Genomic DNA, 20,315 nt, shown 5'->3' with positions numbered 1-20,315 from the left:
TCGTCAGCAGAATTCGGTTCAGGTGCAGTATACCTGTACTGGTTTTCGTCGTGTCGTTTGACTCCGAACGTCTGCGGCTCCGCGATTCCCCGCTCAGAAGCAGCGGGCCAGGTGCTCGCGCAGCGCTTCGTCGCAGACGTACACGTACGTCCCCCTGATCCCGCGCGTGAGCAGCACCGTGTAGATGTTGCGGACGTACGAGAGCAGGTCCTCGTCGCTGTAGGTGATTCCCAGCTTCTTGTTGTTCTCGCGGCCCTTCTTGTCGAAGGAGTGCGCGCGATCGAAGACGATGCGGCCCGAAACGGTGTCGTAGCGCAGGTCCCGCCCGATGATCACGCCCGCGTAGTTCAGGTCGTAGCCCTGCACCGTGTGGATCGAGCCGACCTCGTCGATCGCGCCGGGGGAGTTGATCCAGTCGCGCTGCGTCTGATTCCAGCGGAGGGATTCGTCGCCGATCACGATGTCGAACGCGCTCTTGTCCGTCTTCGTGACCCACTTCCACGCGTACCCGGCGACCAGGCGCGAGAGGCCGTGCTCCCGGTCGCGCTGCACGACGGCCCGCCGCAGCTCGCTCGGATCGTCGAAGAAGCGGAGGTCGTACTCGCCGAAGTCCTCGCGAGCGCGGGGCGGATCGTCGGACAGCACGGCTCGCACGTACCCGACGTAGTCCTTGTCGGCGGCGATGCGCATCTGCGAGCGGAGCGGGTAGAGACGACCCGCGGCCGACGCCTCCGCCAGAACGGCTCGGGTGACTGTCGCGGGCAGGTCCGCCGGGCGCACGGTCTGCGCGGTGTCCAGCATCAGGATCGTGTGCCGGCTCCGCGCGCGGATCCAGTCGAGCTGCGTGTGCTCCAGCGAGTCCTCGCCGAAGAGGCGCTTGTTGATGTCGATGAACTTCCGGTTCAGCGGCCCCGACGGCTGATTCGCGCGCTGGCTGAGCCGGTGCGCCTCGTCGACGAGCAGGAGGTCGAAGGGCTCCTCGCTCTCGCCGACCTGGAACGGCGTCAGCACGAGGTCCTTCGACAGCCCCGGCGTGAGGGTGAACACCCGCGAGATCGATCCGCGCAGCGACTGCTGCGGCACGACCAGTCCGACCCGCAGCGTCGCGAGCAGCTCGGCGTGCCCCGGGGTGAAGAACTCGCTGAAGACGGAGTCGGCGTCCAGCGGCTCCTCCGGATCGTGCCGGAGGATGTCCTGCAAGAGCTTCAGCAGGTAGATGGCGACGACGGTCTTCCCGGTCCCCGGGTCGCCCTGCACGACGACGGTGCTCCGCTCGCCGGACTCGAGGTCGGCGAACAGCCCCTCGAGGATGTCCTCTACGGCGACGGCCTGATCGTGGTTGAGCGCCTTGAACGGCGACAGCTTGAAGAGGTCGCTGTTGACGATCTCCGGGAGCGTCCGCTGGAAGAGGTGCTCCTGGGTGCGGAGCACCTCGAAGACCTCGTCGAACGTCTCCCGGTAAGAGGCGCGGTCGAAGTAGTCGGCGTCGGTGATGCCGGCGTTCTGATTGAGGACGGTCAGACGTCCCTCGCCGGCGAGCATCCGCAGGAGGAACGACTCGAGATCGAGGCAGGCCGACTTGTTGAAGGTGTCGTCGAAGACCACCCGCACGCGATCGAGTCGGCTCTTGGCCGGCGAGTCCAGGTGCTGGCGCAGTCGCGCCTCCGCGTTGAGCGACTCGCCCACGTAGACCTCCGAGGCGCTGTCGAGGACGTAGACGACGGGCCAGTTGCGGTGGCGGGGATCGGCGGCTCCCCAGGCGCGCACCCGGTCCCCGTCGAAGGGCAGCCGCTCGAGCTCAAAGCCGGTCATGCTTCTCGCTCCGACCCCGCGCCTTCTCCACCGGGTACTTCGCGCGCGTCTTCTCGAGCTTGTCGAGGACGATTGCGCCGGGATCGACCCCGAGCCGGTCCGCGAGGAGGAAGCAGTACGTCAGGACGTCCGCGAGCTCCTCGATCGCCGCCGGGAGGTCGCTCCCGCCCCACTGGAAGCACTCGAGCAGCTCGCCGGACTCGATGCTGATGCTCTTCGCGAGGTTCTCCGGCGAGTGGAACTGCGCCCACTCCCGCTCCCGGACGAAGGCGCGGAGGGCGTCGAGGACGTCGTCATCGGGCATGGCTGCCAACCTACAGCGGCGGTCCCGCTGACCCCGTCGTGCGAGGAGGAGTGTGCCGCGTCCGACCGGTCCTCGGGCCGTTCTGCGTCCACTCGACTCTCGGTCCGACGCCGAACGGACCCGAACCGGGCCCCGCGGTGACGCCATAGCCCGTTCCGCGTCCGGTCAGCCGAGCTCCTTGCGCATCTGGAGCGACGTCGGCTCGTAGCCGAGCGACTCGTACAGTCCCCGCGCCGTCATGTTGAAGCCGAAGACGTTCAGCGCGAGCGCCCGGTAGCCGCGCGAGCGGGCGTGCTCCTCCGCCAGCAGCATCGCCGCGCGGCCGAACCCGCGGCCGCGCTCCGACGGGTCGACCTCGACGTCCCAGATGGAGGCGACGCCCTCGAGCTCCTGCGGGTGCGGCCCCACCCAGATCACGCCGACCGGGCGCCCGTCGTCGAGGACCCGCAGCACGTCGTGGCCCGGTGCGAGGACGCCGCCCGGGAACAGTCGCTCGTCGTTCGCGTCGGCGTTCCGCAACGCCGCGGCCTCGTCGTCGCCCGCGCGCATCCGGTCCGCGACGTAGGACGCGCGCTGGACGGACATCCACTCGGCGAGTTCGGCGAGCGGGAACGGCGCGAGGGAGACGGACATGCCCCACGGTCCCACACCCGCCGCGCAACATCAGCTGAATCGGGTGGGCCTCGCCCCACAGGGGACGCCCACCTCTCTCAGCCGAGATCGTGCGCGGCCGACGCGCCGATTCCGGCTCAGGAGCGGTCCGCGTCCTCGCTCTCGGCCGCCGCGGTCTGCTCCGCGTGCTTCTTCTTGCCGAAGCGCGTCGCCAGGAACAGCAGCGTCCCGACGACCACGTAGCCGGCGGTCCCGAGCCAGACCACGCCGGTCTGCTGCGTCAGCAGCACGACGCTCGCGATGATCGCCAGGACCGGGACGACGCGCGGCACCGAGTAGTGCGGGTGGTCGACGCGATCCTTCTTCAGCACCAGCACCGAGATGTTCGCGGAGATGAAGACCAGGAGCAGCAGCAGCACGGTCGTCTCGGCCAGCGTGCCGACATCGCCGACGAGGCTGAGCAGCATGGTCACCCCGCCGACCACGACGATCGAGACCCAGGGGGTGCGGCGGTTCGGCAGGACGCGGCCGAAGGCGCTCGGCATCAGGCCCGACTTCGCCAGTCCGAAGCCCACCCGGCTCGCCATCACCATGAACAGCAGCGCGCCGTTCGCGATCGCGATGAGCGCGATCAGGCCGAACAGCCACGGCGGCACCGCCACTCCGCTGGCCGCGACCACGTCGAGCAGCGGGCCCGTCGACTCCGCGAGCTCCTCGTTCGGCAGCACGATCACGGCTCCCAGGGCGATCAGGAGGTAGACCACGGCGGCGGTGATCAGGGCGCCGAACAGCGCGCGCGGGTAGACCTTCGAGGGGTTGCGGACCTCCTCGGCCATGTTCGCCGCGGCCTCGAAGCCGAGGAAGGAGAAGAAGGCGACGATGGAGGCGGCGAACGCGCCCTGCAGCGGCGCGACGTCGGGGTTGAACTCGAAGACGCGGGCCGCGTCGCCGTTGCCGCCGCCGAAGAAGATCGCGGCGCAGACGATCACGATGACCAGGCCGCTCACCTCGATCACCGAGGCGACCAGGTTCGCGGTCAGCGACTCCTTCACCCCGCGCAGGTTGATCAGCGTGAGGATCGCGATGAAGACGATCGCGGTGGGCGCGGGCGGCACGTCGAGCAGCGCGCCGAGGTAGTCGCCGGCGAACGCGTTGGCGAGCGAGGCGGCGGTCGTGATGCCGGAGGCCATCATCAGGAAGCCGACCAGGAACGACAGGTACGGCTTGCCGAACGCCCGGTCCACGTATCGGGCGGCACCGCCGGCGTGCGGGTACTTGGTGATCAGCTCGGCGTAGGTGCCGGCGGTCAGCAGCGCGATGACGAGCGCGATCAGCAGCGGCAGCCAGATCACCCCGCCGACGTCGGCGGCCATCGTGCCGACCAGCGTGTAGATGCCGGCGCCGAGGGTGTCGCCGACGATGAAGGCGAAGAGCAGCGGGCCGGTGATGACCTTCTTCAGCGACCCTCCGCCCTTCGCGGGGGCACTGGCGGCGGCGTTCGTCGTTTCGGTCATCCGGTGATTCCAACGAGAACGGGCGCCAGGCGCAACCCCTGCCGCGAGATCGCTGCGTGATTTCTCATGCTCGAAACACGCGGGCCAGTGCTCGGACCCGGACCCGAGGGTCTCCGGAGCCGAGCGGGACGCTCGTTCGTCCCGTCCGGTCGACCCGCAGGGCTCCCGGACGACGCCGCGTCCGTCTCCCCGGGCGCCACCCCGTGCGCCACGATGAGCGGACGCCCCGCGACGGATCGAGGACCCCCTGCACGACAACACTCCGCGTCAAGGTCTGCCTGAGCGGCTCGCGCGCCTGATCCGCCTCCGCACCGTCTCCGCCGAGCTCGAGACCGTCGACGAGGCGCTCGCGCTGCTCCGCGAGCTCTACCCCCTGACTCACGAGCATCTCGAGCCCGAGCGGATCACCGACCGCGGACTCCTCTACCGCTGGCCGGGCCGCGACTCCCGTGCGGACCCGCTGGTCCTGATGGCGCACCTGGACGTGGTGCCGGTCGAGGACCCCGCCGCCTGGACGCATCCGCCCTTCGGCGGCGACATCGTCGAGGGCGCCGTGTGGGGCCGCGGGGCCCTCGACGACAAGGGCCCGCTCGTCGTCGTGCTCGACGCGGTCGAGAACCTCCTGGCCGCCGGCGTCGTGCCGGCCCGCGACGTCCTGCTGGCCTTCGGCGGCGACGAGGAGGTGCGCGGGGCATCGGCCCGCGCGATCGCCGAGACGCTGCACGAGCGCGGGATCGTTCCCTGGCTCGTGCTCGACGAGGGCAGCGCCGTCGTCGAGGCGCCGCTGCCCGGTGTCGTCGGGCCGGTCGCGATGATCGGCGTCGGCGAGAAGGGCCTGCTCACGCTCCGGCTGACCGCGCGCTCCGCCGGCGGTCACGCCTCCGCCCCGCCGCGACTCACCGCGGTCGGCCGCCTGGCGCGGGCGATCACCCGGGTCACGCCCTCGACCTTCCCCGCCCGGGTCCCGGAGGCGCTGGCCCGCGCGCTCGCGCTCCTCGCCGACCGAGCACCCGGCGCCCGCGGCGCGCTCTACCGACTGCTCGGCGCCCGGCCGCAGCTGGCCGCGCCCGTGCTCGCGGCGCTCGGCGGCGAGACGGCGGCCCTGGTCCGCACCACGATCGCGCCGACGATGCTCCGCGCGGGGACCGCCGACAACGTGCTCGCGGCGGAGGCGACCGCCGTGCTGAACCTGCGCCTGGCCCCCGGGGAGACCGCGGCCGGGGCCGCCGAGCGCGTCCGCCGGCGGATCCGCGACCGCGAGGTGACCGTCGAGGTGGTGCTGGGGGAAGACCCGTCGCCGCAGTCGCCGAGCGACGGCGCCCCCTTCGCGGCGCTGCGGGCGGCGCTCGCCGTGTCGCACCCCGAGGCGGCGGTCGTCCCCTACGTCATCAACGCGGCGACCGACTCCCGCCACCTGCACCGCTTCGCCCCCGCGGTGTACCGCTTCGCACCGCTCCTGATGACGAAGGAGCAGCGCGCCGCGATCCACGGCGTCGACGAGCGCGCCGACATCGCGGCCCTCGAGCGCGGCGAGCTCTTCCACCGCGCCCTGATCACCGGGCTCGGCGCGTGAGGGCCCGGTGAGCCGCAGGCCGCAGGCGCCGGGTGTAGGTTCGTCCGTCGTGGAGACGGTGCCGATGCAGACCCAGGATCACAAGCGGACCCAGGACGGGCCACCGGCCGGGGACCGCGTGCTCGCCGATCTGCGCACGCTGCTCGGCGACCGCGTCCTCACCGACGCCGACGTCCGCGAGGCCTACCGCCACGACGACGCCGAGTGGGCGCCCCACGGCCTGCCGCTCGCGGTCGTCCTCGCCGAGAGCGCGGAGGACGTGGCGCACGCCGTCCGCGTCGCCGCCCGCGCGGGTCTGAGCGTCGTCCCGCGCGGAGCCGGAACCGGCCTCTCCGGCGGGGCCAACGCGCTCGCCGGCTGCCTCGTGGTCTCGCTCGAGCGGATGGACGCCGTCCTCGAGATCGACGCGGACGAGCGCTTCGTCGTCGCCCAGCCCGGCGTGATCAACGACGCGCTGCGGGCGGCCGTCGCCGAGGCCGGACTCTGGTATCCGCCGGACCCGGCCAGCTCCGCCATCTCGACCATCGGCGGCAACGCCGCCACCAACGCCGGCGGCATCTGCTGCGTGAAGTACGGCGTCACCCGCGACTACGTCCTCGGCATGAAGGTCGTCCTCGCCGACGGCTCGCTCGTCAGCCTCGGCCGCCGCACCGCGAAGGGCGTCGTCGGCTACGACCTCACCGGCCTGATGGTCGGCTCGGAGGGCACACTCGGCATCATCGTCGAGCTGACGCTCCGCCTGCTCCCGCTCGCGGGCCGTGAGCAGCGCGCGATCGTCGGCTCCTTCGGCTCGCTCGAGGACGCCGGAGTCGCGGTCGCCGCGATCTCGGCCGCCGGCATCATCCCCTCCGCCCTCGAGATCATCGACAGCACCTGCCTGCGCGCCGTCGACGACTGGCAGCACCTCGGGCTCCCGCACGGCGTCGACACGCTGCTGCTCGCCAAGGTCGACGAGCCGGGGGAGGCGGGCCGCACCGCCGCCGACCGCGTCGAGGCGCTGATGGCCGGCGCCCGCGCGCTCTCGGTCGAGCAGGCCACCGACCAGGACGAGGTCGACCGGCTCTTCCTCGCCCGCCGCCTGGCCTACCCGGCGCTCGAGCGCCTCGGTCCGGTGCTCACCGAGGACGTCTGCGTGCCGCGCCGCGCCGTCCCCGAGATGCTCGCCCGCATCCGCTCGGCCGCCGCCGACCACGACGTCGTCATCGCGACCATCGCCCACGCCGGCGACGGCAACCTGCACCCGCTGATCATCGCGCCCGAGGGCGACGAGGCCGCGAAGGCCCGGGCGAAGAGCGCCTTCGACCGCATCGTCGAGGACTGCCTCGACCTCGGCGGCACCGTCACCGGCGAGCACGGCGTGGGGCTGCTCAAGCTGCCGGGAGCGGCCGACGAGCTCGGCCCGCGCGTGCTCGGGATGCACCGCTCGATCAAGGACGCGCTCGATCCGCTCGGCGTGCTCAACCCGGGCAAGGCGTTCCCGGGCTGAGCCCCCGCTGTCGGTTCTCCCGAGATCAGCGCGCCAGGAACTCCAGCAGCGCCGCGGTGAAGGCCTTCGGCTGCTCGATGTTCGCCGCGTGGCCGTCCTTCTCGATGACGAGGGAGTCGCCCCGCGGAGCGAGCGAGGCCGCGGCCGCCGCGTGCTCGGCCGGCCAGAACTCGCTCTCGCGCCCGGCGACGAAGAGCACCGGCACGCTCGTCCGCGCGATCACCGGACGCCAGTCGGCCCTCGCGTGGTCGTTCAGCAGCCGCCGCTCGGTCCCCGTCAGCTCCCGGCGCTCGCCGCCGCCGAGTGCCTTCAGCAGCCGCGCGATCCGCACCGGCCCCTTGGACGCGACACTCCAGCGGCCGGGATCCGGGATCGTGGTCGCGAAGAGGGTGTCGCGGTTCGCCTCGGTGTAGTCGTAGAAGCCGTAGGGCCAGTCGTCGCTGTTGAGCATGCGCGGTGTCTGGTCGACGATCACGATGCGGTCGACGCGGCTCTCTCCGGCGCTCTCTCCGGTGCTCTCGTCGGTGCTTCCCGCCGCGCCTCCCGCGGTGCCGGCCAGGAACGCCCAGATCGAGTTCCCGCCCATCGACCCGCCGACCAGCGCCGCGCCGCGCAGATCCAGGTGCCGGAGCAGCTGCGCGACATCCGCGCCGTGCCGGAGCATCGTCGCGCCGGCCTCCGTCCGCTCGGACAGCCCGTGCCCCCGCCGGTCGAACGAGATCACCCGGTAGCCCGCCTCCGCGAGCGGCCCCTGCTGCGGCTTCCAGCTCGTCGCCGGCGCCTTGAACCCGGCGATCAGCACCACCGGCCGCCCGGCCGGGTCGCCCTGCTCGGTCCAGTTCAGCCGGACCCCGTCGTCCGTGGTGAAGTCCGGCATCGTCGCCCCTCGTCGCTCTCGTCGCGACCTGCTCCGGCCGCTCCTCGCCACGCTAGTGCGGCGGGAGGCGCGGGTCGCTGCAGACGGAAGGGGCACTCGCGATCAGGCCTCCTCGAGCACGCTCCGCACCGCGTCGTTGGCCTCGCGCCACTCCTCCGGGTCGGCCTCCTCCCAGAGCTCGGTCAGCTCGCTGCCGGGCGAGTCGGAGGCGGCCAGCGCAGCGAGGGCGAGCGCCACGAGCTCGTCGTCCGGACGCCCGGCCCGCTGCACGAAGTGCGTGATCGTGTCGGCGTGCGGACCGCCCTCCCGGCCGAGTCCGCGGGCGACCACCTCGGCGGCCGCGATCGCGAGGGTCGCCGCATCCGCGTCCACCTGCGCCGGCCCGACCGCGGCGTCCAGCGCCTCGCGGACGTACTGCCAGTCGCCGGCCTCGTCGAGCTCGTAGACCCAGTCGCTCGCCGTGTCGTTGCCGAACGGCTCTCCACTCCATGCACCCATGGCCCGACGCTACGCCGACCCGCGCGCGGCCGCACCGCCGACGCACCGATCGATCCGTCGGGGAAGCACCTGTCGACGCGCGCGACACCGCCGTTCGCGACGGATCGACCCGGGAGACCGCGCCGAGGGAGGCGCGACGAGCGCGCGCGGCGTTCGCCCGGCGTTCACCGCGGGGAGCCCCGCGGGCGTGACCCGGCTCGCCCGCACTGGGTAGGCTGTACTGCTCCGTCGTCGAGGGGGAGCGGTCGCGGAGGAACGATGGGCAAGAAGCGCAATCAGGGACGATCCGGGAACGGGCGCTCCGGCGGCTCCGGCGGCCAGGGCGGCGGCCGCACCGCCGAGACCGCGCTGATGGTGCGGTTCCGCAGCTGGTACCGGTCGCACCTCGCCGACGTCGCCGTCCTGCACGAGCACCTCGATGTCGACGAGGCCGTCGAGGTCCTCACCGACCTCTTCGCCATGACCCGCGACCTCCGCCCGCGCGGCTCGTTCGCCCAGCCCGACGCCGAGCTCCTCGAGGCCGTCTTCGACCAGATCGAAGCCGACCTCTCCGGGGAGGAGAGCGAGGCCGACCTGGACGACACCCTCTTCACCGTCGCCGAGGTCGTCGAGCACTTCCTCGACTTCCTGACGGACGAGGACCTCTGGACCGGCACCGACGAGGAGCTCGACGAGTGCCAGGCCGTGCTGGACGAGGTCCTCGACCTCGCCGGCTCCTTCGTCGAGGCCGTCCTCGACGACCTGCTCGAGTTCGACGAGGTCCCGGACGCCGAGATGCTCTCCGCCGCACGCGCCACCGCCCTCGTGCACGCGGCCGACGTCGTCGTCGAGCACCTCGCCGCCACCGACGGAGCGACCGTCTCCGAGCGCGCCGCCCGCGAGATCGTCGTCGAGGCCGGAGTCTCCTCCGCCGGCTCCTCGCCGAGCGACGACGCCGTCCGCATCCCGGTCTCGGCCTGGTGGGACGCGCTGGTCGCCTCCGCCGTGCTCGACGCCGACGGCTCCACCGCGAGCCTCGGCGAGTCCGCACCGCTCTGGCGCAGCTCCGACGCGCACGAGGCCTCGGTCGAGCGGATCGCCTACATCGCCCGCTTCGTCGAGCTCTGGCTCGTCAGCGCGCAGGAGGCGCTCGCCGCCGCCGACACCGAGAACGGCGCCTTCTCGCCGCGCGAGCGCGCGATCACCACCACCGACGCCGTGCTGGTGCGGATCGCGGTCGCCTGCCAGGCGCAGATCCACGAGGGCCTCGTCGTCGGCGAGCTGGTCGACGAGCTCGCCGCCGACCTCGACGTCTCGCTCGAGGACGCCCTGGACGAGCGCGAGCGGATGGTCGGCGCGGCCGAGCGGATGCTCGACGACGCCGCCGAGCTCGGCCTGCTGCTGCACTCGCCGGAGTTCGGCTACGTGCTGCCCGAGGGCCTGCAGCCGGTCCTCGCCTCGGTCGTCCGCGCGAGCATCGTCCTGCTCGGCGCCCGCGACGCGACCCGCCTCGAGATCCTCGACGAGGCCACCGAGGACACCGACTCCGCCTACGCCCTGCACGTCTCGCTGCTCGGCACCAAGCCGGTCGTCTGGCGCCGACTCGAGCTGTCCTCGGAGTCGTCGCTGCGCGATCTGCACCTCGCCCTGCAGCTCTCGCTCGGCTGGACCGACGCCCAGCCGCACTTCTTCAGCGTCGGCGTGCCCGACGAGGAGCAGGCGCCGATCGGCTCGCCGGCCGACGCGGAGGAGCTCGGCTCCGACCTGGTCGACGAGGGCGGCGTCGCGCTCGCGGAGGTGCTCGAGAGCGTCGGCGACGAGCTGTTCTACGTCTACGACCTCGAGGACGAGTGGCGGCACGTCATCCGCCTCGAGTCGGTGTCGCCGCTCGGCGCCGCCCTGCCGCGCTGCACCGGCGCGCGCGGCGCGGCTCCGCTCGACGCCCCCGGCGGCCCCGCGGCCTGGGCCGACACCGTCCGCGCCGCGACCGACCCGTCGTCCGCCGACCACGCGGAGGCGCTCGACGCCCTCGGGCTCGCCCCCGAGGCGACGTTCGACCCCGCGAGCGTCGACGTCGACGGCATCAACCGCTCGCTCGGCCTGCTCCGCGCGGCGGTCTGACCCGTCCGCGCCGCAGAGCATCAGTTGAGCCGCCCCTTCATTACCGATCGCGGTCGACGAGGAGTCTCGGCTGATGCTCCGCGGTCAGCGCGCGGTCACGGCGTGAGCAGCAGCTTGCCGATGTGCCCGGAGGCGGTCATCCGCTCGTGCGCCCGCTCGGCCTCGGCCAGCGGGATCACCTCGTCGACCACCGGCCGGACGGTGCCGTCCGCGACCAGCGGCCACACGTTCTCCCGCACCGCGCCGATGATCGCGCGCCGCTCCTCCAGCGGCCGGGCCCGGAGGGTCGTGGCGTGCACCGCCGCGCGCTTGCGCATCAGCGTCCCGATGTCGAGGGAGCCCTGCGCGCCGGACTGGTTGCCGATGAAGACGACCCGGCCGCCGAGGGCGAGCACCTCGACGTCGCGGGCGAGGTAGTCACCGCCGACCGGATCCAGGATCACGTCGACCCCGCCCTCGGTCTCGGCCGCGATCCGCTCGACGAAGTCCTGCTCGCGGTAGTCGATCAGGATGTCCGCGCCGAGCGCACGGCAGGCGTCGAGCTTCCGCGGGCTGCCGGCCGTCACCGCGACCCGCGCGCCGATCGCGGAGGCGATCTGGATGGCCGTGGTGCCGATCCCGCTGCCGCCGCCGTGGATCAGCACCGTCTCGCCGGCGCGGAGCCCGGCGACGAGGACCAGATTGGACCACACGGTCGCGGTCGTCTCGGGCAGCGCGGCGGCCGAGATCAGGTCGACGCCCTCGGGCACCGGCAGCAGCAGTCCCGCATCGACGACGACGTGCTCGGCGTAGCCGCCGCCGGACAGCAGCGCGCAGACCTCGTCGCCCTCCGCGACGCCCGTCACGCCCTGACCGAGGCCGACGACGGTCCCGGACACCTCCATGCCGAGGATCTCCGAGGCGCCGGCCGGCGGCGGGTACACGCCGGCGCGCTGCCCGAGGTCGGCGCGGTTGACGCCCGCCGCGGTCACCCGGAGCAGCACCTCGCCCGGTCCGGGGGAGGGCGTGGGCACCTCTCCGAGCACGAGGCGGGAGTCGGGGCCGGGGTTCTCGACGCGGATCGCAAGCATGCCGCGATGCTACGCCGCGCGCCTCCACGGGCGGTCCCGGTCCGATCTGCAGGTGATCCGGCGCTTCGCCGGCGCCCCCGCGCGGACGCGAGCGCGCTCCCGCCGGGATCGCCTGCGGATCGCACGCCGGCCCACCCGCACGCGTCAGGCGTGCTCCGCCAGGAACGCCAGCACGGCGTCCTTGAACGCCCGCGCCGGCACCGTGCTCGTGTGATCGCGACCCGGGACGCTGACGAAGCGCGCCCCGGCCTCCTCCGCCAGCCGCGCCCCACCGGGCGCGATCGGGTCGGCCCCGCCCGTCACCATCAGCGTCGGCAGGTCGGGGTGCGCGCCGAGTTCCGGATGCGCCCCGCCGCGCACCCCGTCGGCCACCGCCACCAGCGCGGCCAGGTCGTTCCCGGCGACGCCCTCCGCCATGCCGATGAAGGCGCGCGTGAACCGGTCGTCGATCTCGCCGCCGTCGGCCACCCGCGCCCGGGCCGCCGCCGCGTCGAAGTGCCGCAGCGGCTCGCCGACCGTGAGCCCGCCCAGGCTCAGCGTCCCGAGCAGCTCCGGATGCTCCAGCCCGAGCACCCAGCCCATCCGTGCGCCGAGCGAGTAGCCGAGGTAGTGCGGAGCGATCAGGTCGTAGGTCTCGACGACGCGCACGATGTCGGCGACCATCAGGTCGACCCCGTACGCGCCGGCGCGATGCGGCTTCTCGCTGGCGCCGTGCCCGCGCTGGTCGAGCGCGACCACCCGGTAGCCCGCGCGGGTCAGCGTCCGCAGCCAGCCCGCCGTCTCCCAGTTCAGCACCGCGTTCGACGCGAACCCGTGCACCGCCAGCACGGTCGGCGCCCCCTCGTCGCCGAGCGCGTAGGTCGCGATCCGCGTCCCGTCGTCGGCGACCACGGACACGGGCGGGGGGAAGGCGATCGGCGTCACCCGACCAGCCTGCCATCCCGCGCTGGCGGGCTCGACGCGCTCGTGCAGGCTCCTGCTCCGAGGCCGGACTGGCCACCGGAGATCTTGACCGCTGGCGGATGAGGCGACGTCGCGCGCCAATGCCGGAGGACCGCCGCCGATGGCAAGCGCGTCGTAGCCATCTCGGTATGGTTCCCGTGATGAAGAACTCAGAGCAGCCAGCGGATCGACGGAAGCAGGAGCCGACGTGGAGAAAGCTCGAGCCCTGGTCGCTGTTCGTGCTGCTCTTCGTCGGGACGTTTTGCGGCAACACCGTCGCTGATGCCGTCAGCGCGACCGACCCATGGGATCTGCTCGTCAAGATCCTGGTCAGCTCGATCGTCGTTCTCATCATCTGCACCCTGCTCAACCTCCGGCGCGATCAGCGCCGGTGAACCGATCAAGAGGAGCAACCATATGAAGATCGCGAAAACGGCAGTGACGGCGATGGTCGTCTGCGCGGCTGTGCTGAGCGCAGCACCCGTCGCCGCGGCGTCGACCGCAGCGGACGCACCGGCACAGGTGCAGTCCAGTGGTCACGTCGAGATGACGGTGAAGCGCACAACCGCCTCGACCGTCACCTTCGACGTCGGCGGCGGAGCCAGACCCGTGAAGTCCAAAGACGGTAAGGTCCGCGTCACCGACGGGAACGTCACGTCGGAAGCCCTTCCCACCAAGGTCAGTGTCGAAGGCAAGCAGACCGTGAGGGGTAGCTGGACGGTCGATGACTCCGACACGATCACCTTCCACTTCGCTCCTTCACAACTGAGCGGTGCGGCGGCACTGACCCTCTCCAGCGACTGGAGCTCGAAGGAGTGGGGCCACTGCGTCTCGGAATCGGGCATTGCGGGCGCCGCCGTTGGAGGCTTCGTCGGGGCGATCACCGGGCCCGGCGCGATCACTTCGGCGACGGTCGGCTTGCTGGGGGGGATCATCCACGGCGCGATCAAGTGCTGATCCGGTAGAGAGGGCGGGTGGCGTGTCCGGTCAGCGCACCGGCCGGGAGGAACGGACGAACGGCACCGCGATGACGAGGCGGACGCTCCGGCCGCGACCCGAGCGGACGCCGAGCACGACGCAGAGGACGAGGTTCAGCACGAAGAGGCCGAGGATGGCCGCGATCGTGAGGGTCGGCCAGCCGCCGCCCCAGGTGTCGCGGACCGAGACGAGCGCGAGGTGCAGCGGCACGAGCATCAGCTGCAGCGCGAGGTAGGTCAGCTGCCAGTTGACGGCGACGACGCCGTTGCGGTCGCTCAGGGTGCCGCCGCGACGCCGGGCGCCCCAGGCCAGCACCGTCGCCGTGACCGAGATCAGCGGGGAGAGGATCACGAAGCCCGCGAGCGCGGAGAGTCCGGCGAGCCAGATCGCGCGGGCCCCGCGGCCGTCGCGGCGGCGGCGCAGCGTCTCGTCGTCGTCCATCCGCGGCCGCTCCCTCGCGATCGTCCCGGCGCACCGCCGGTCGTCCCAGTCTCGCACCGGCCCCCGGGAGCGAGCGGGGGGTTCCCCCTCCCGCCCGGGGGTTAGCCGGATGGGGGTGGATCCGCGTCCTCCGTAGCGTGGAGGCATCGCCGGGCGCCCCCGGCACCGCACCCCGCAGAAGGAGCACCGACCGTGTCGAACGCCGAGTCCACCCCGTCCACCCGCACCCCCGCCGACGAGCAGCCGACCGAGGTCTACGGCTCCACCGCCGTCCTCACCGATCCCGCGCCGGAGCAGCGTCCGCAGGCCGAGCAGCAGCGCCCGCAGTCCGAGCGGCCCGCCGCCCAGCACCCGGCCCCGTACGGCGTCCCGCCCGTCGCCGCCGACCCGGCCCCGTCCACTCCGTTCTCGCTGACCAGCCTCATCCTCGGTGTCACCTCGGTCTTCTTCGGCCTCACGGTGATCGCCCCCGTCGCCGGGCTCGTCTTCGGCATCCTGGGCCTCCGCCGCGAGCCCACCGGCCGCACGCTCGCCGTCTGGGGCATCGTCCTCAACTCGGTCATGATCGGCCTCGTCGCGCTCTTCGTCGTCGCCCTGCTCTTCCTCGGCCTGCTGGTGCCGTTCGTCGCGATCGCGACGGGCACCGACGTCAGCTGACCGGGCGGCCGCTCCCGGCTCAGGTCAGGAACGCGCGCAGCAGTGCCGCGGAGGCGTGCACGTGCTCGGTCATCAGCCGGGCCGCCTCCGCCGCCCGCCCGGTCAGGATCGCCGTCACCAGCGCCCGGTGCTGCTCGTCCGCGTGGGCGATGTTCCGCGGCAGCAGCGGAATGTCGTCGAGCAGCGCGTTCACCCGCGTCCGGCTCTCCGCCACGAGCGGCAGGAGCGACGGGACGCCGGCCAGCTCGGCGATGGTCAGGTGCAGCCGGGAGTCGAGCCGCCGGTAGTCCTCGGGACTCGCGCCCTCGACGTCCGCAAGGGCCTGGAACAGCTGCTCGCGGTCGGCGGCCGTCAGATCCGCTCCGGCCGCGAGCCGCGCAGCACCCACCTCGAGGATCTCGCGCAGCCCCACCACGTCGTCGATCTCGGCCCGGTCGAAGCCGCGCCGGCCGACCGGGGCCGCCGGCAGCTCCTCCGCCACGAAGGCCCCGCCGTACCGGCCGCGCCGCACCACCAGGTATCCCGCGTCCGCGAGCGAGGCGATCGCGTCGCGCAGGGTGTCGCGCCCCACGCCGAGCCGCGCGGCGAGCTCGCGCTCGGCGGGCAGCCGCTCGCCCGGCGCGACGAGTCCGAGGTTCACCGTCTGCATCAGCCGCTGCACCGTCTCCTCGAAGGCGTTGCCGCGGAGCAGCCGTCGCAGGACCGCCTCCGCGGCGCTCGCCGCGGGGGCCGCCGGGCGGCCCTCCGCGTCGGCGTCCGCCCCGCCCGCCCCCGTGTCCGCGCTCACTCCGGGGTCACGTAGGCGGAGGAGATGCCGCCGTCCACGAGGAACGTCGCCCCGGTGATGAAGGAGGCGTCGTCACTGGCGAGGAACGCGACCGCGGCGGCGAGCTCCTCCGGCTCGGCGAAGCGCCCGACCGGGATGTGCACGAGCCGCCGCTGGGCCCGCACCGGGTCGGCCGCGAAGAGCTCCTGCAGCAGCGGGGTGTTGACCGGGCCCGGGCAGAGCGCGTTCACCCGGATGCCCTGGCGCGCGAACTGCACGCCGAGCTCGCGGCTCATCGCGAGCACGCCGCCCTTCGACGCGGTGTAGCTGATCTGCGAGGTCGCCGAGCCGAGCACCGCTACGAACGAGGCCGTGTTGATGATCGATCCGCGACCCTGCTTCGTCATGTGCCGGAGCGCCGCGCGGCAGCAGAGGTAGACCGACTTGAGGTTCACGTCCTGCACGCGCTCCCAGGCCGGCAGCTCGGTGGTCTCGATCGAGTCGTCGTCGGGCGGCGAGATGCCCGCGTTGTTGAAGGCGATGTCGACCGAGCCGTAGGCGTCGACCGCGGCCTGGAAGAGGGCGTCGACCTCCGCCTCGCTGGTGACGTCGACCCGGACGAACATCCCGCCGAGCGCCTCGGCCACCTCGGTGCCGCGCGCGACGTCGACGTCGGCGATCACCACGCGCGCCCCCTCGCGGGCGAAGCGCGTCGCGGTGGCGAGGCCGATCCCGCTGGCGCCGCCGGTGACGACGGCGACCTTGCCGGCGAGGCGCTGCGTGAGGTCGATCGGGGTGGTGTCGAGGGGAGGGAGCGCCATGGTGCGGCCTTTCGAGGGAGGGTGCAGGGGTGGGGCGGGGCCGGGTCAGTCGGCCGCGAAGAAGACGTTCTTGGTCTCGGTGAAGCCGAGCGCCGCGTCGGGTCCGAGCTCACGGCCGAGCCCGGACTGCTTGAAGCCGCCGAACGGCGTCGAGTAGCGGACCGAGGAGTGCGAGTTGACCGACAGGTTCCCGGCCTCGACCGCCCGCGACATCCGCAGCGCGCGGCCGAGGTCGCGGGTCCAGATCGAGCCGGAGAGGCCGTAGTCGGTGTCGTTGGCGAGGCGGATCGCGTCGGCCTCGTCCTCGAAGGGGAGCACGGAGACCACCGGGCCGAAGACCTCCTCGCGCCAGACCGGGTCGCCGCTCGCCGGCAGCAGCACGGTCGGCGGGAACCAGAAGCCCGGGCCGGCCGGGGCCGAGCCTCGGAACGCGACGGGCGCCCCCTCCGGGACGAACGCGTCGACGCGCTCGTGGTGCGCGGCGGAGACCAGCGGGCCCATCTCGGTCCCCTCGTCCCGAGGGTCGCCGACGACGACGCCCTGGACGGCCGGCTCGAGCAGCTCGAGGAAGCGGTCGAGGACGCGCCGCTCGACCAGGATCCGGCTGCGGGCGCAGCAGTCCTGACCGGCGTTCTCGAAGACCCCGTACGGGGCGGTGCTCGCGGCGCGCTCCAGGTCGGAGTCGGCGAAGACGATGTTCGCGCTCTTGCCGCCGAGCTCCAGCGTGACCCGCTTCACCTGGTCGGCGCAGCCCGCCATCACCCGCTTGCCGACGCGGGTCGATCCCGTGAAGACGACCTTGCGGATCAGCGGATGGGTCACGAAGCGCTCGCCGACGACGTCGCCCCGGCCGGGCAGCACCTGGAAGAGCCCCTCCGGCAGTCCGGACGCGAGGGCCAGCTCGGCGAGGCGGAGGCTCGTCAGCGGCGTCCACTCGGCCGGCTTCAGCACGACGGCGTTGCCCGCGGCGAGCGCCGGTGCGAAGCCCCACGAGGCGATCGTCATCGGGAAGTTCCACGGCGTGATGATCCCGACGACGCCGAGCGGCTCGTGCAGCGTCACGTCGAGCCCGCCCGCGACCGGGATCTGCGCGCCGAGCAGGCGCTCCGGAGCGGCGGAGGAGTACTCGAGGACGTCGCGGACGTGCCCCGCCTCCCAGCGCGACTGCGTGATCGGGTGACCGGAGTTCCGGGTCTCGAGCCGCGCCAGCTCCTCGATCGCGCCGTCCACGGCGGCGGCGAAGCGGCGGAGGGCGCGGGCCCGGTCGGGCGGGGCCAGCGCCGCCCAGCCGTGCTGCGCCACGGCCGCGCGCTCGATCGCGGCGTCGACGGTCGCGAGGTCGGCGAGGGCGACCTCGTCGAAGGCGGCGCCCGTCGAGGGGTCGACGAGGGTCTGCGTCGTCGTCGGCGGGGTCGGCGTCGTCGTCGGCGGGGTCATCGGAGTGCGTCCTTCGGGGTTCTGAGGGAGGAGCCTTCTGCCGTGCCGGTGCTCGAGCGGTGCGCGAGCGCGGCGGCCACCAGGCCGGTGAAGAGGCGGGTGTCGGCGGTGTCCTCCTCCGGGTGCCACTGCACGCCGAGCGCGAAGCGGCGTCCGGGCAGCTCGAGCGCCTCGATGGTGCCGTCGGCGGTCCGCGCGGCGACCTCGAGGCCGTCGGCGACCCGGTCGACCGCCTGGTGGTGGTACACCTGCGCGACGACGGCGTCCTCGCCGAGCAGTCCGCGCAGGCGCGACTCCGGCTCGACCGCGACGTCGACGTGCGAGAACACTCCGCCGCCCGCCTGGTAGCGGCGGTCGCCGACGACGTCGGGCAGGTGCTGGTGCAGGGTGCCGCCGAGCGAGACGTTGAGCAGCTGCGCGCCGCGGCAGATGCCGAGGAACGGCAGGTCGGCCTCGAGCGCGGCGGTCATCAGGTGGTCCTCCCACGCGTCGCGCTCGGGGCGGGGCGCGTCGGTCTCCGGGTGCGCCTCCTGGCCGTAGCGGGCGGGGTCGATGTCCTTGCCGCCGCAGACGATCAGCCCGTCGAGGCGCTCGACGACGGCGCGAGCGGTCTCCGCCGAGGCGGGCTGCGGCGGCAGGAGCAGCGCCACGCCGCCGGCCCGCGTCACCGAGTCGATGTAGTTCGCGGGCAGGAAGGACGCCTCGACGTCCCAGACGCCGGAGACGGCGCGCTCGCGGTAGGTGGTGAGCCCGATGATCGGACGCGGGGCGACGGGACCCTGCTCGGAGTCCGTCCGCAGGTCAGAGCCGCTCAAAGCCGCGCACCCTCTCCCAGTCGGTGACGGCGGCGTCGTAGGCGGCGAGCTCCACCCGGGCGTTGTTCACGTAGTGGTCGACGACCTCGTCGCCGAAGGCGGCCCTCGCCAGGGCGGAGGACTCGAACAGGTCGGCGGCCTCGCGCAGCGTCGTCGGGACGCGCGGCGCTCCCGAGCCGTAGGCGTTGCCGGTGCAGACGTCCTCGAGCTCCAGCTCGTTCTCGATGCCGTGCAGCCCGGCGGCGACGAGCGCGGCGACGGCCAGGTACTGGTTGACGTCGCCGCCCGGCACCCGGTTCTCGACGCGCATCCCGGCGCCGTGGCCGACGACGCGCAGGGCGCAGGTGCGGTTGTCGAGACCCCAGGCGACGGCGGTCGGCGCGAACGACCCGTCGACGTAGCGCTTGTACGAGTTGATGTTCGGCGCGAAGAAGAGGGTGAACTCGCGCATCGCGGCGAGCTGGCCGGCCAGGTAGTGCCGGAACAGCGGCGACATCCCGTGCTCGCTCTCCGCTTCGGCGAAGACGGGCGTGCCGTCCGTGCCGCGGAGCGAGAGGTGGATGTGGCAGGAGTTGCCCTCGCGCTCGTTGAACTTGGCCATGAAGGTCAGGCTCTTGCCGTGCTTGTCGGCGATCTCCTTCGCCCCCGACTTGTAGATCGAGTGGTTGTCGCAGGTGACGAGGGCGGCGTCGTAGCGGAAGCCGATCTCCTGCTGGCCGAGGTTGCACTCTCCCTTGATGCCCTCGCAGTACAGGCCGGCGCCCTCCATCGACACCCGGATGTCCCGCATCAGCGGCTCCATCCGGGTCGAGGCGAGCAGCGCGTAGTCGATGTTGTAGTCACTGGCCGGAGTGAGGCCGCGGTAGCCCTTCGCGAACGCCTCGCGGTAGGAGTCGTCGAACACGATGAACTCGAGCTCGGTGGCGACGAACGCCTCGAGGCCGCGCTCGGTGAGGCGGTCCAGCTGCGCGCGGAGGATCTGCCGCGGCGCCTCGCCGACCGGAGAGTCGTCGAGCCAGGTGAGGTCGGCCGTCACCAGCGCGGTCCCCGGAAGCCACGGCGCGAGACGCAGCGTCGAGAGGTCCGGGATCATCTTCATGTCGCCGTAGCCGCGCTCCCAGCTCGAGATCGCGTAGCCGGCGACGGTGTTCATCTCGACGTCCACGGCGAGCAGGTAGTTGCAGCACTCGGCGCCGTGCGCGGCGACGTCGTCCTGGAACAGCCGCGCCGAGATGCGCTTGCCGACGAGCCGGCCCTGCATGTCGGTGAAGGCGACGATCACCGTGTCGATCTCGCCCGCCTCGATGAGCGCGTCGAGTCGCTCGAGGGTGAGCATGCCCCGCACGGGGGCGGGGTCGGCGGCACGGCGTCGATCGGCGGCACTGCTCTCGGCGCTGACAGGTGCCATGGGATGCCTCCGGGGGTCACTCCGCCGGGTGGCCGGACGAGGCCGCTTGGTCGGATCGAGGTCCATTGAAGCACAGCCGCTGTCGCCGACGGAGTGACGTCAGTGTTGGCGGCGCAGGATGCGCGCTGCTGATCGGACCCCTCGGATCGCGCCGTTCACACCGTCGTAACGCCATCGGTCTTCCCAGCGTCCATTGAGGTCCCT

The 20,315-nt window shown here is 72.9% G+C and carries 20 protein-coding genes; 6 read left to right on the top strand and 14 right to left on the bottom strand.

What is annotated here, in order from left to right; all coding sequences use genetic code 11:
- Positions 1-93 precede the first annotated feature (93 nt).
- The 4 genes from GTU73_RS13880 to GTU73_RS13865 form a co-directional block, all read right to left on the bottom strand.
- Positions 94-1,812: a DUF2075 domain-containing protein gene (locus GTU73_RS13880; RefSeq protein WP_160090321.1), complete on the bottom strand. Its 1,719-nt coding sequence runs from the start codon at positions 1,810-1,812 to the stop codon at positions 94-96.
- Complete coding sequence (locus GTU73_RS13875) at positions 1,799-2,116, bottom strand: nucleotide pyrophosphohydrolase (protein ID WP_160090320.1); 318 nt, start codon at positions 2,114-2,116, stop codon at positions 1,799-1,801. The genes GTU73_RS13880 and GTU73_RS13875 overlap by 14 nt, the downstream gene beginning before the upstream one ends.
- A gap of 165 nt (positions 2,117-2,281) precedes the next feature.
- Complete coding sequence (locus tag GTU73_RS13870; protein ID WP_160090319.1) at positions 2,282-2,749, bottom strand: GNAT family N-acetyltransferase; 468 nt, start codon at positions 2,747-2,749, stop codon at positions 2,282-2,284.
- A gap of 116 nt (positions 2,750-2,865) precedes the next feature.
- Positions 2,866-4,242, bottom strand: a complete 1,377-nt coding sequence (locus GTU73_RS13865) for an APC family permease (protein ID WP_160090318.1) — start codon at positions 4,240-4,242, stop codon at positions 2,866-2,868.
- 235 nt (positions 4,243-4,477) lie between these two features.
- Between GTU73_RS13865 and GTU73_RS13860 the strand changes: the two genes are divergently transcribed.
- Entirely contained in the window at positions 4,478-5,815 is a 1,338-nt protein-coding gene (locus GTU73_RS13860) for a M20/M25/M40 family metallo-hydrolase (RefSeq protein WP_347877756.1), read from the top strand.
- Positions 5,816-5,879: 64 nt separating this feature from the next.
- Positions 5,880-7,301 carry an FAD-linked oxidase C-terminal domain-containing protein gene (locus GTU73_RS13855; protein WP_160090317.1) on the top strand — a complete coding sequence of 474 codons (1,422 nt, stop codon included), beginning with the start codon at positions 5,880-5,882 and terminating at the stop codon, positions 7,299-7,301.
- A gap of 25 nt (positions 7,302-7,326) precedes the next feature.
- Here GTU73_RS13855 and GTU73_RS13850 read toward each other — a convergent pair whose 3' ends face one another.
- Both GTU73_RS13850 and GTU73_RS13845 read right to left on the bottom strand, forming a co-directional pair.
- Positions 7,327-8,178 (bottom strand): alpha/beta hydrolase, encoded by an 852-nt coding sequence (locus tag GTU73_RS13850; RefSeq protein ID WP_160090316.1) that lies wholly within the window; start codon positions 8,176-8,178, stop codon positions 7,327-7,329.
- Between the two features lie 102 nt (positions 8,179-8,280).
- Positions 8,281-8,676, bottom strand: a complete 396-nt coding sequence (locus GTU73_RS13845) for a DUF4259 domain-containing protein (protein ID WP_160090315.1) — start codon at positions 8,674-8,676, stop codon at positions 8,281-8,283.
- 258 nt (positions 8,677-8,934) lie between these two features.
- On the opposite strand from GTU73_RS13845, the gene GTU73_RS13840 reads away from it, so the two are divergent.
- Entirely contained in the window at positions 8,935-10,776 is a 1,842-nt protein-coding gene (locus GTU73_RS13840) for a plasmid pRiA4b ORF-3 family protein (RefSeq protein WP_160090314.1), read from the top strand.
- A gap of 95 nt (positions 10,777-10,871) precedes the next feature.
- On the opposite strand, the gene GTU73_RS13835 is transcribed toward GTU73_RS13840, so the two are convergent.
- The gene (locus tag GTU73_RS13835; RefSeq protein ID WP_160090313.1) at positions 10,872-11,846 is read right to left on the bottom strand and encodes an NAD(P)H-quinone oxidoreductase; all 975 of its coding nucleotides are present in this window, start codon (positions 11,844-11,846) and stop codon (positions 10,872-10,874) included.
- Between the two features lie 144 nt (positions 11,847-11,990).
- Entirely contained in the window at positions 11,991-12,770 is a 780-nt protein-coding gene (locus GTU73_RS13830) for an alpha/beta hydrolase (protein WP_160090312.1), read from the bottom strand.
- Positions 12,771-12,949: 179 nt separating this feature from the next.
- Between GTU73_RS13830 and GTU73_RS13825 the strand changes: the two genes are divergently transcribed.
- Together GTU73_RS13825 and GTU73_RS13820 are read left to right on the top strand one after the other, a co-directional pair.
- Positions 12,950-13,183 carry a hypothetical protein gene (locus GTU73_RS13825; RefSeq protein WP_160090311.1) on the top strand — a complete coding sequence of 78 codons (234 nt, stop codon included), beginning with the start codon at positions 12,950-12,952 and terminating at the stop codon, positions 13,181-13,183.
- 22 nt (positions 13,184-13,205) lie between these two features.
- Positions 13,206-13,745: a hypothetical protein gene (locus GTU73_RS13820; protein ID WP_160090310.1), complete on the top strand. Its 540-nt coding sequence runs from the start codon at positions 13,206-13,208 to the stop codon at positions 13,743-13,745.
- 30 nt (positions 13,746-13,775) lie between these two features.
- Here the strand turns inward: GTU73_RS13820 and GTU73_RS13815 are convergent, their stop codons facing one another.
- Positions 13,776-14,207 carry a DUF4870 domain-containing protein gene (locus tag GTU73_RS13815; protein ID WP_160090309.1) on the bottom strand — a complete coding sequence of 144 codons (432 nt, stop codon included), beginning with the start codon at positions 14,205-14,207 and terminating at the stop codon, positions 13,776-13,778.
- 192 nt (positions 14,208-14,399) lie between these two features.
- Here GTU73_RS13815 and GTU73_RS19370 point away from each other — a divergent pair, with 192 nt between their 5' ends.
- Positions 14,400-14,864 (top strand): DUF4190 domain-containing protein, encoded by a 465-nt coding sequence (locus tag GTU73_RS19370; RefSeq protein WP_244231642.1) that lies wholly within the window; start codon positions 14,400-14,402, stop codon positions 14,862-14,864.
- Positions 14,865-14,883: 19 nt separating this feature from the next.
- Here the strand turns inward: GTU73_RS19370 and GTU73_RS13805 are convergent, their stop codons facing one another.
- The 5 genes from GTU73_RS13805 to GTU73_RS13785 are packed head-to-tail and all read right to left on the bottom strand — an operon-like array spanning position 14,884 to position 20,039.
- On the bottom strand, positions 14,884-15,651 hold the full coding sequence (locus tag GTU73_RS13805; protein WP_347877738.1) for an FCD domain-containing protein: 768 nt from the start codon (positions 15,649-15,651) through the stop codon (positions 14,884-14,886).
- Complete coding sequence (locus GTU73_RS13800) at positions 15,648-16,451, bottom strand: 3-oxoacyl-ACP reductase (protein WP_133963194.1); 804 nt, start codon at positions 16,449-16,451, stop codon at positions 15,648-15,650. The genes GTU73_RS13805 and GTU73_RS13800 overlap by 4 nt, the downstream gene beginning before the upstream one ends.
- A gap of 45 nt (positions 16,452-16,496) precedes the next feature.
- Positions 16,497-17,888 (bottom strand): aldehyde dehydrogenase family protein, encoded by a 1,392-nt coding sequence (locus tag GTU73_RS13795; RefSeq protein WP_160090308.1) that lies wholly within the window; start codon positions 17,886-17,888, stop codon positions 16,497-16,499.
- Positions 17,885-18,703 carry a gamma-glutamyl-gamma-aminobutyrate hydrolase family protein gene (locus GTU73_RS13790; protein WP_244231641.1) on the bottom strand — a complete coding sequence of 273 codons (819 nt, stop codon included), beginning with the start codon at positions 18,701-18,703 and terminating at the stop codon, positions 17,885-17,887. The genes GTU73_RS13795 and GTU73_RS13790 overlap by 4 nt, the downstream gene beginning before the upstream one ends.
- On the bottom strand, positions 18,690-20,039 hold the full coding sequence (locus GTU73_RS13785) for a glutamine synthetase family protein (RefSeq protein WP_160091384.1): 1,350 nt from the start codon (positions 20,037-20,039) through the stop codon (positions 18,690-18,692). The genes GTU73_RS13790 and GTU73_RS13785 overlap by 14 nt, the downstream gene beginning before the upstream one ends.
- Between the last annotated feature and the right edge of the window lie 276 nt (positions 20,040-20,315).

The organism is Rathayibacter sp. VKM Ac-2804 (assembly GCF_009866655.1).
GTDB lineage: Bacteria > Actinomycetota > Actinomycetes > Actinomycetales > Microbacteriaceae > Rathayibacter.
Note: the sequence above shows the minus strand (reverse complement) of the source record. Positions and strands in the feature narration are given on the sequence as shown.

What these genes read in the sequence shown, in the direction of transcription:
- GTU73_RS13825 (WP_160090311.1), top strand. Translation starts at nt 12,950, where the DNA reads ATGAAGAACTCAGAGCAGCCAGCGGATCGACGGAAGCAGGAGCCGACG.
- GTU73_RS13795 (WP_160090308.1), bottom strand. Translation starts at nt 17,888, where the DNA reads ATGACCCCGCCGACGACGACGCCGACCCCGCCGACGACGACGCAGACC.
- GTU73_RS13785 (WP_160091384.1), bottom strand. Translation starts at nt 20,039, where the DNA reads ATGCTCACCCTCGAGCGACTCGACGCGCTCATCGAGGCGGGCGAGATC.
- GTU73_RS13835 (WP_160090313.1), bottom strand. Translation starts at nt 11,846, where the DNA reads ATGCTTGCGATCCGCGTCGAGAACCCCGGCCCCGACTCCCGCCTCGTG.
- GTU73_RS13800 (WP_133963194.1), bottom strand. Translation starts at nt 16,451, where the DNA reads ATGGCGCTCCCTCCCCTCGACACCACCCCGATCGACCTCACGCAGCGC.
- GTU73_RS13865 (WP_160090318.1), bottom strand. Translation starts at nt 4,242, where the DNA reads ATGACCGAAACGACGAACGCCGCCGCCAGTGCCCCCGCGAAGGGCGGA.
- GTU73_RS13815 (WP_160090309.1), bottom strand. Translation starts at nt 14,207, where the DNA reads ATGGACGACGACGAGACGCTGCGCCGCCGCCGCGACGGCCGCGGGGCC.
- GTU73_RS13845 (WP_160090315.1), bottom strand. Translation starts at nt 8,676, where the DNA reads ATGGGTGCATGGAGTGGAGAGCCGTTCGGCAACGACACGGCGAGCGAC.
- GTU73_RS13855 (WP_160090317.1), top strand. Translation starts at nt 5,880, where the DNA reads ATGCAGACCCAGGATCACAAGCGGACCCAGGACGGGCCACCGGCCGGG.
- GTU73_RS13870 (WP_160090319.1), bottom strand. Translation starts at nt 2,749, where the DNA reads ATGTCCGTCTCCCTCGCGCCGTTCCCGCTCGCCGAACTCGCCGAGTGG.
- GTU73_RS13820 (WP_160090310.1), top strand. Translation starts at nt 13,206, where the DNA reads ATGAAGATCGCGAAAACGGCAGTGACGGCGATGGTCGTCTGCGCGGCT.
- GTU73_RS13875 (WP_160090320.1), bottom strand. Translation starts at nt 2,116, where the DNA reads ATGCCCGATGACGACGTCCTCGACGCCCTCCGCGCCTTCGTCCGGGAG.
- GTU73_RS13850 (WP_160090316.1), bottom strand. Translation starts at nt 8,178, where the DNA reads ATGCCGGACTTCACCACGGACGACGGGGTCCGGCTGAACTGGACCGAG.
- GTU73_RS13880 (WP_160090321.1), bottom strand. Translation starts at nt 1,812, where the DNA reads ATGACCGGCTTTGAGCTCGAGCGGCTGCCCTTCGACGGGGACCGGGTG.
- GTU73_RS13840 (WP_160090314.1), top strand. Translation starts at nt 8,935, where the DNA reads ATGGGCAAGAAGCGCAATCAGGGACGATCCGGGAACGGGCGCTCCGGC.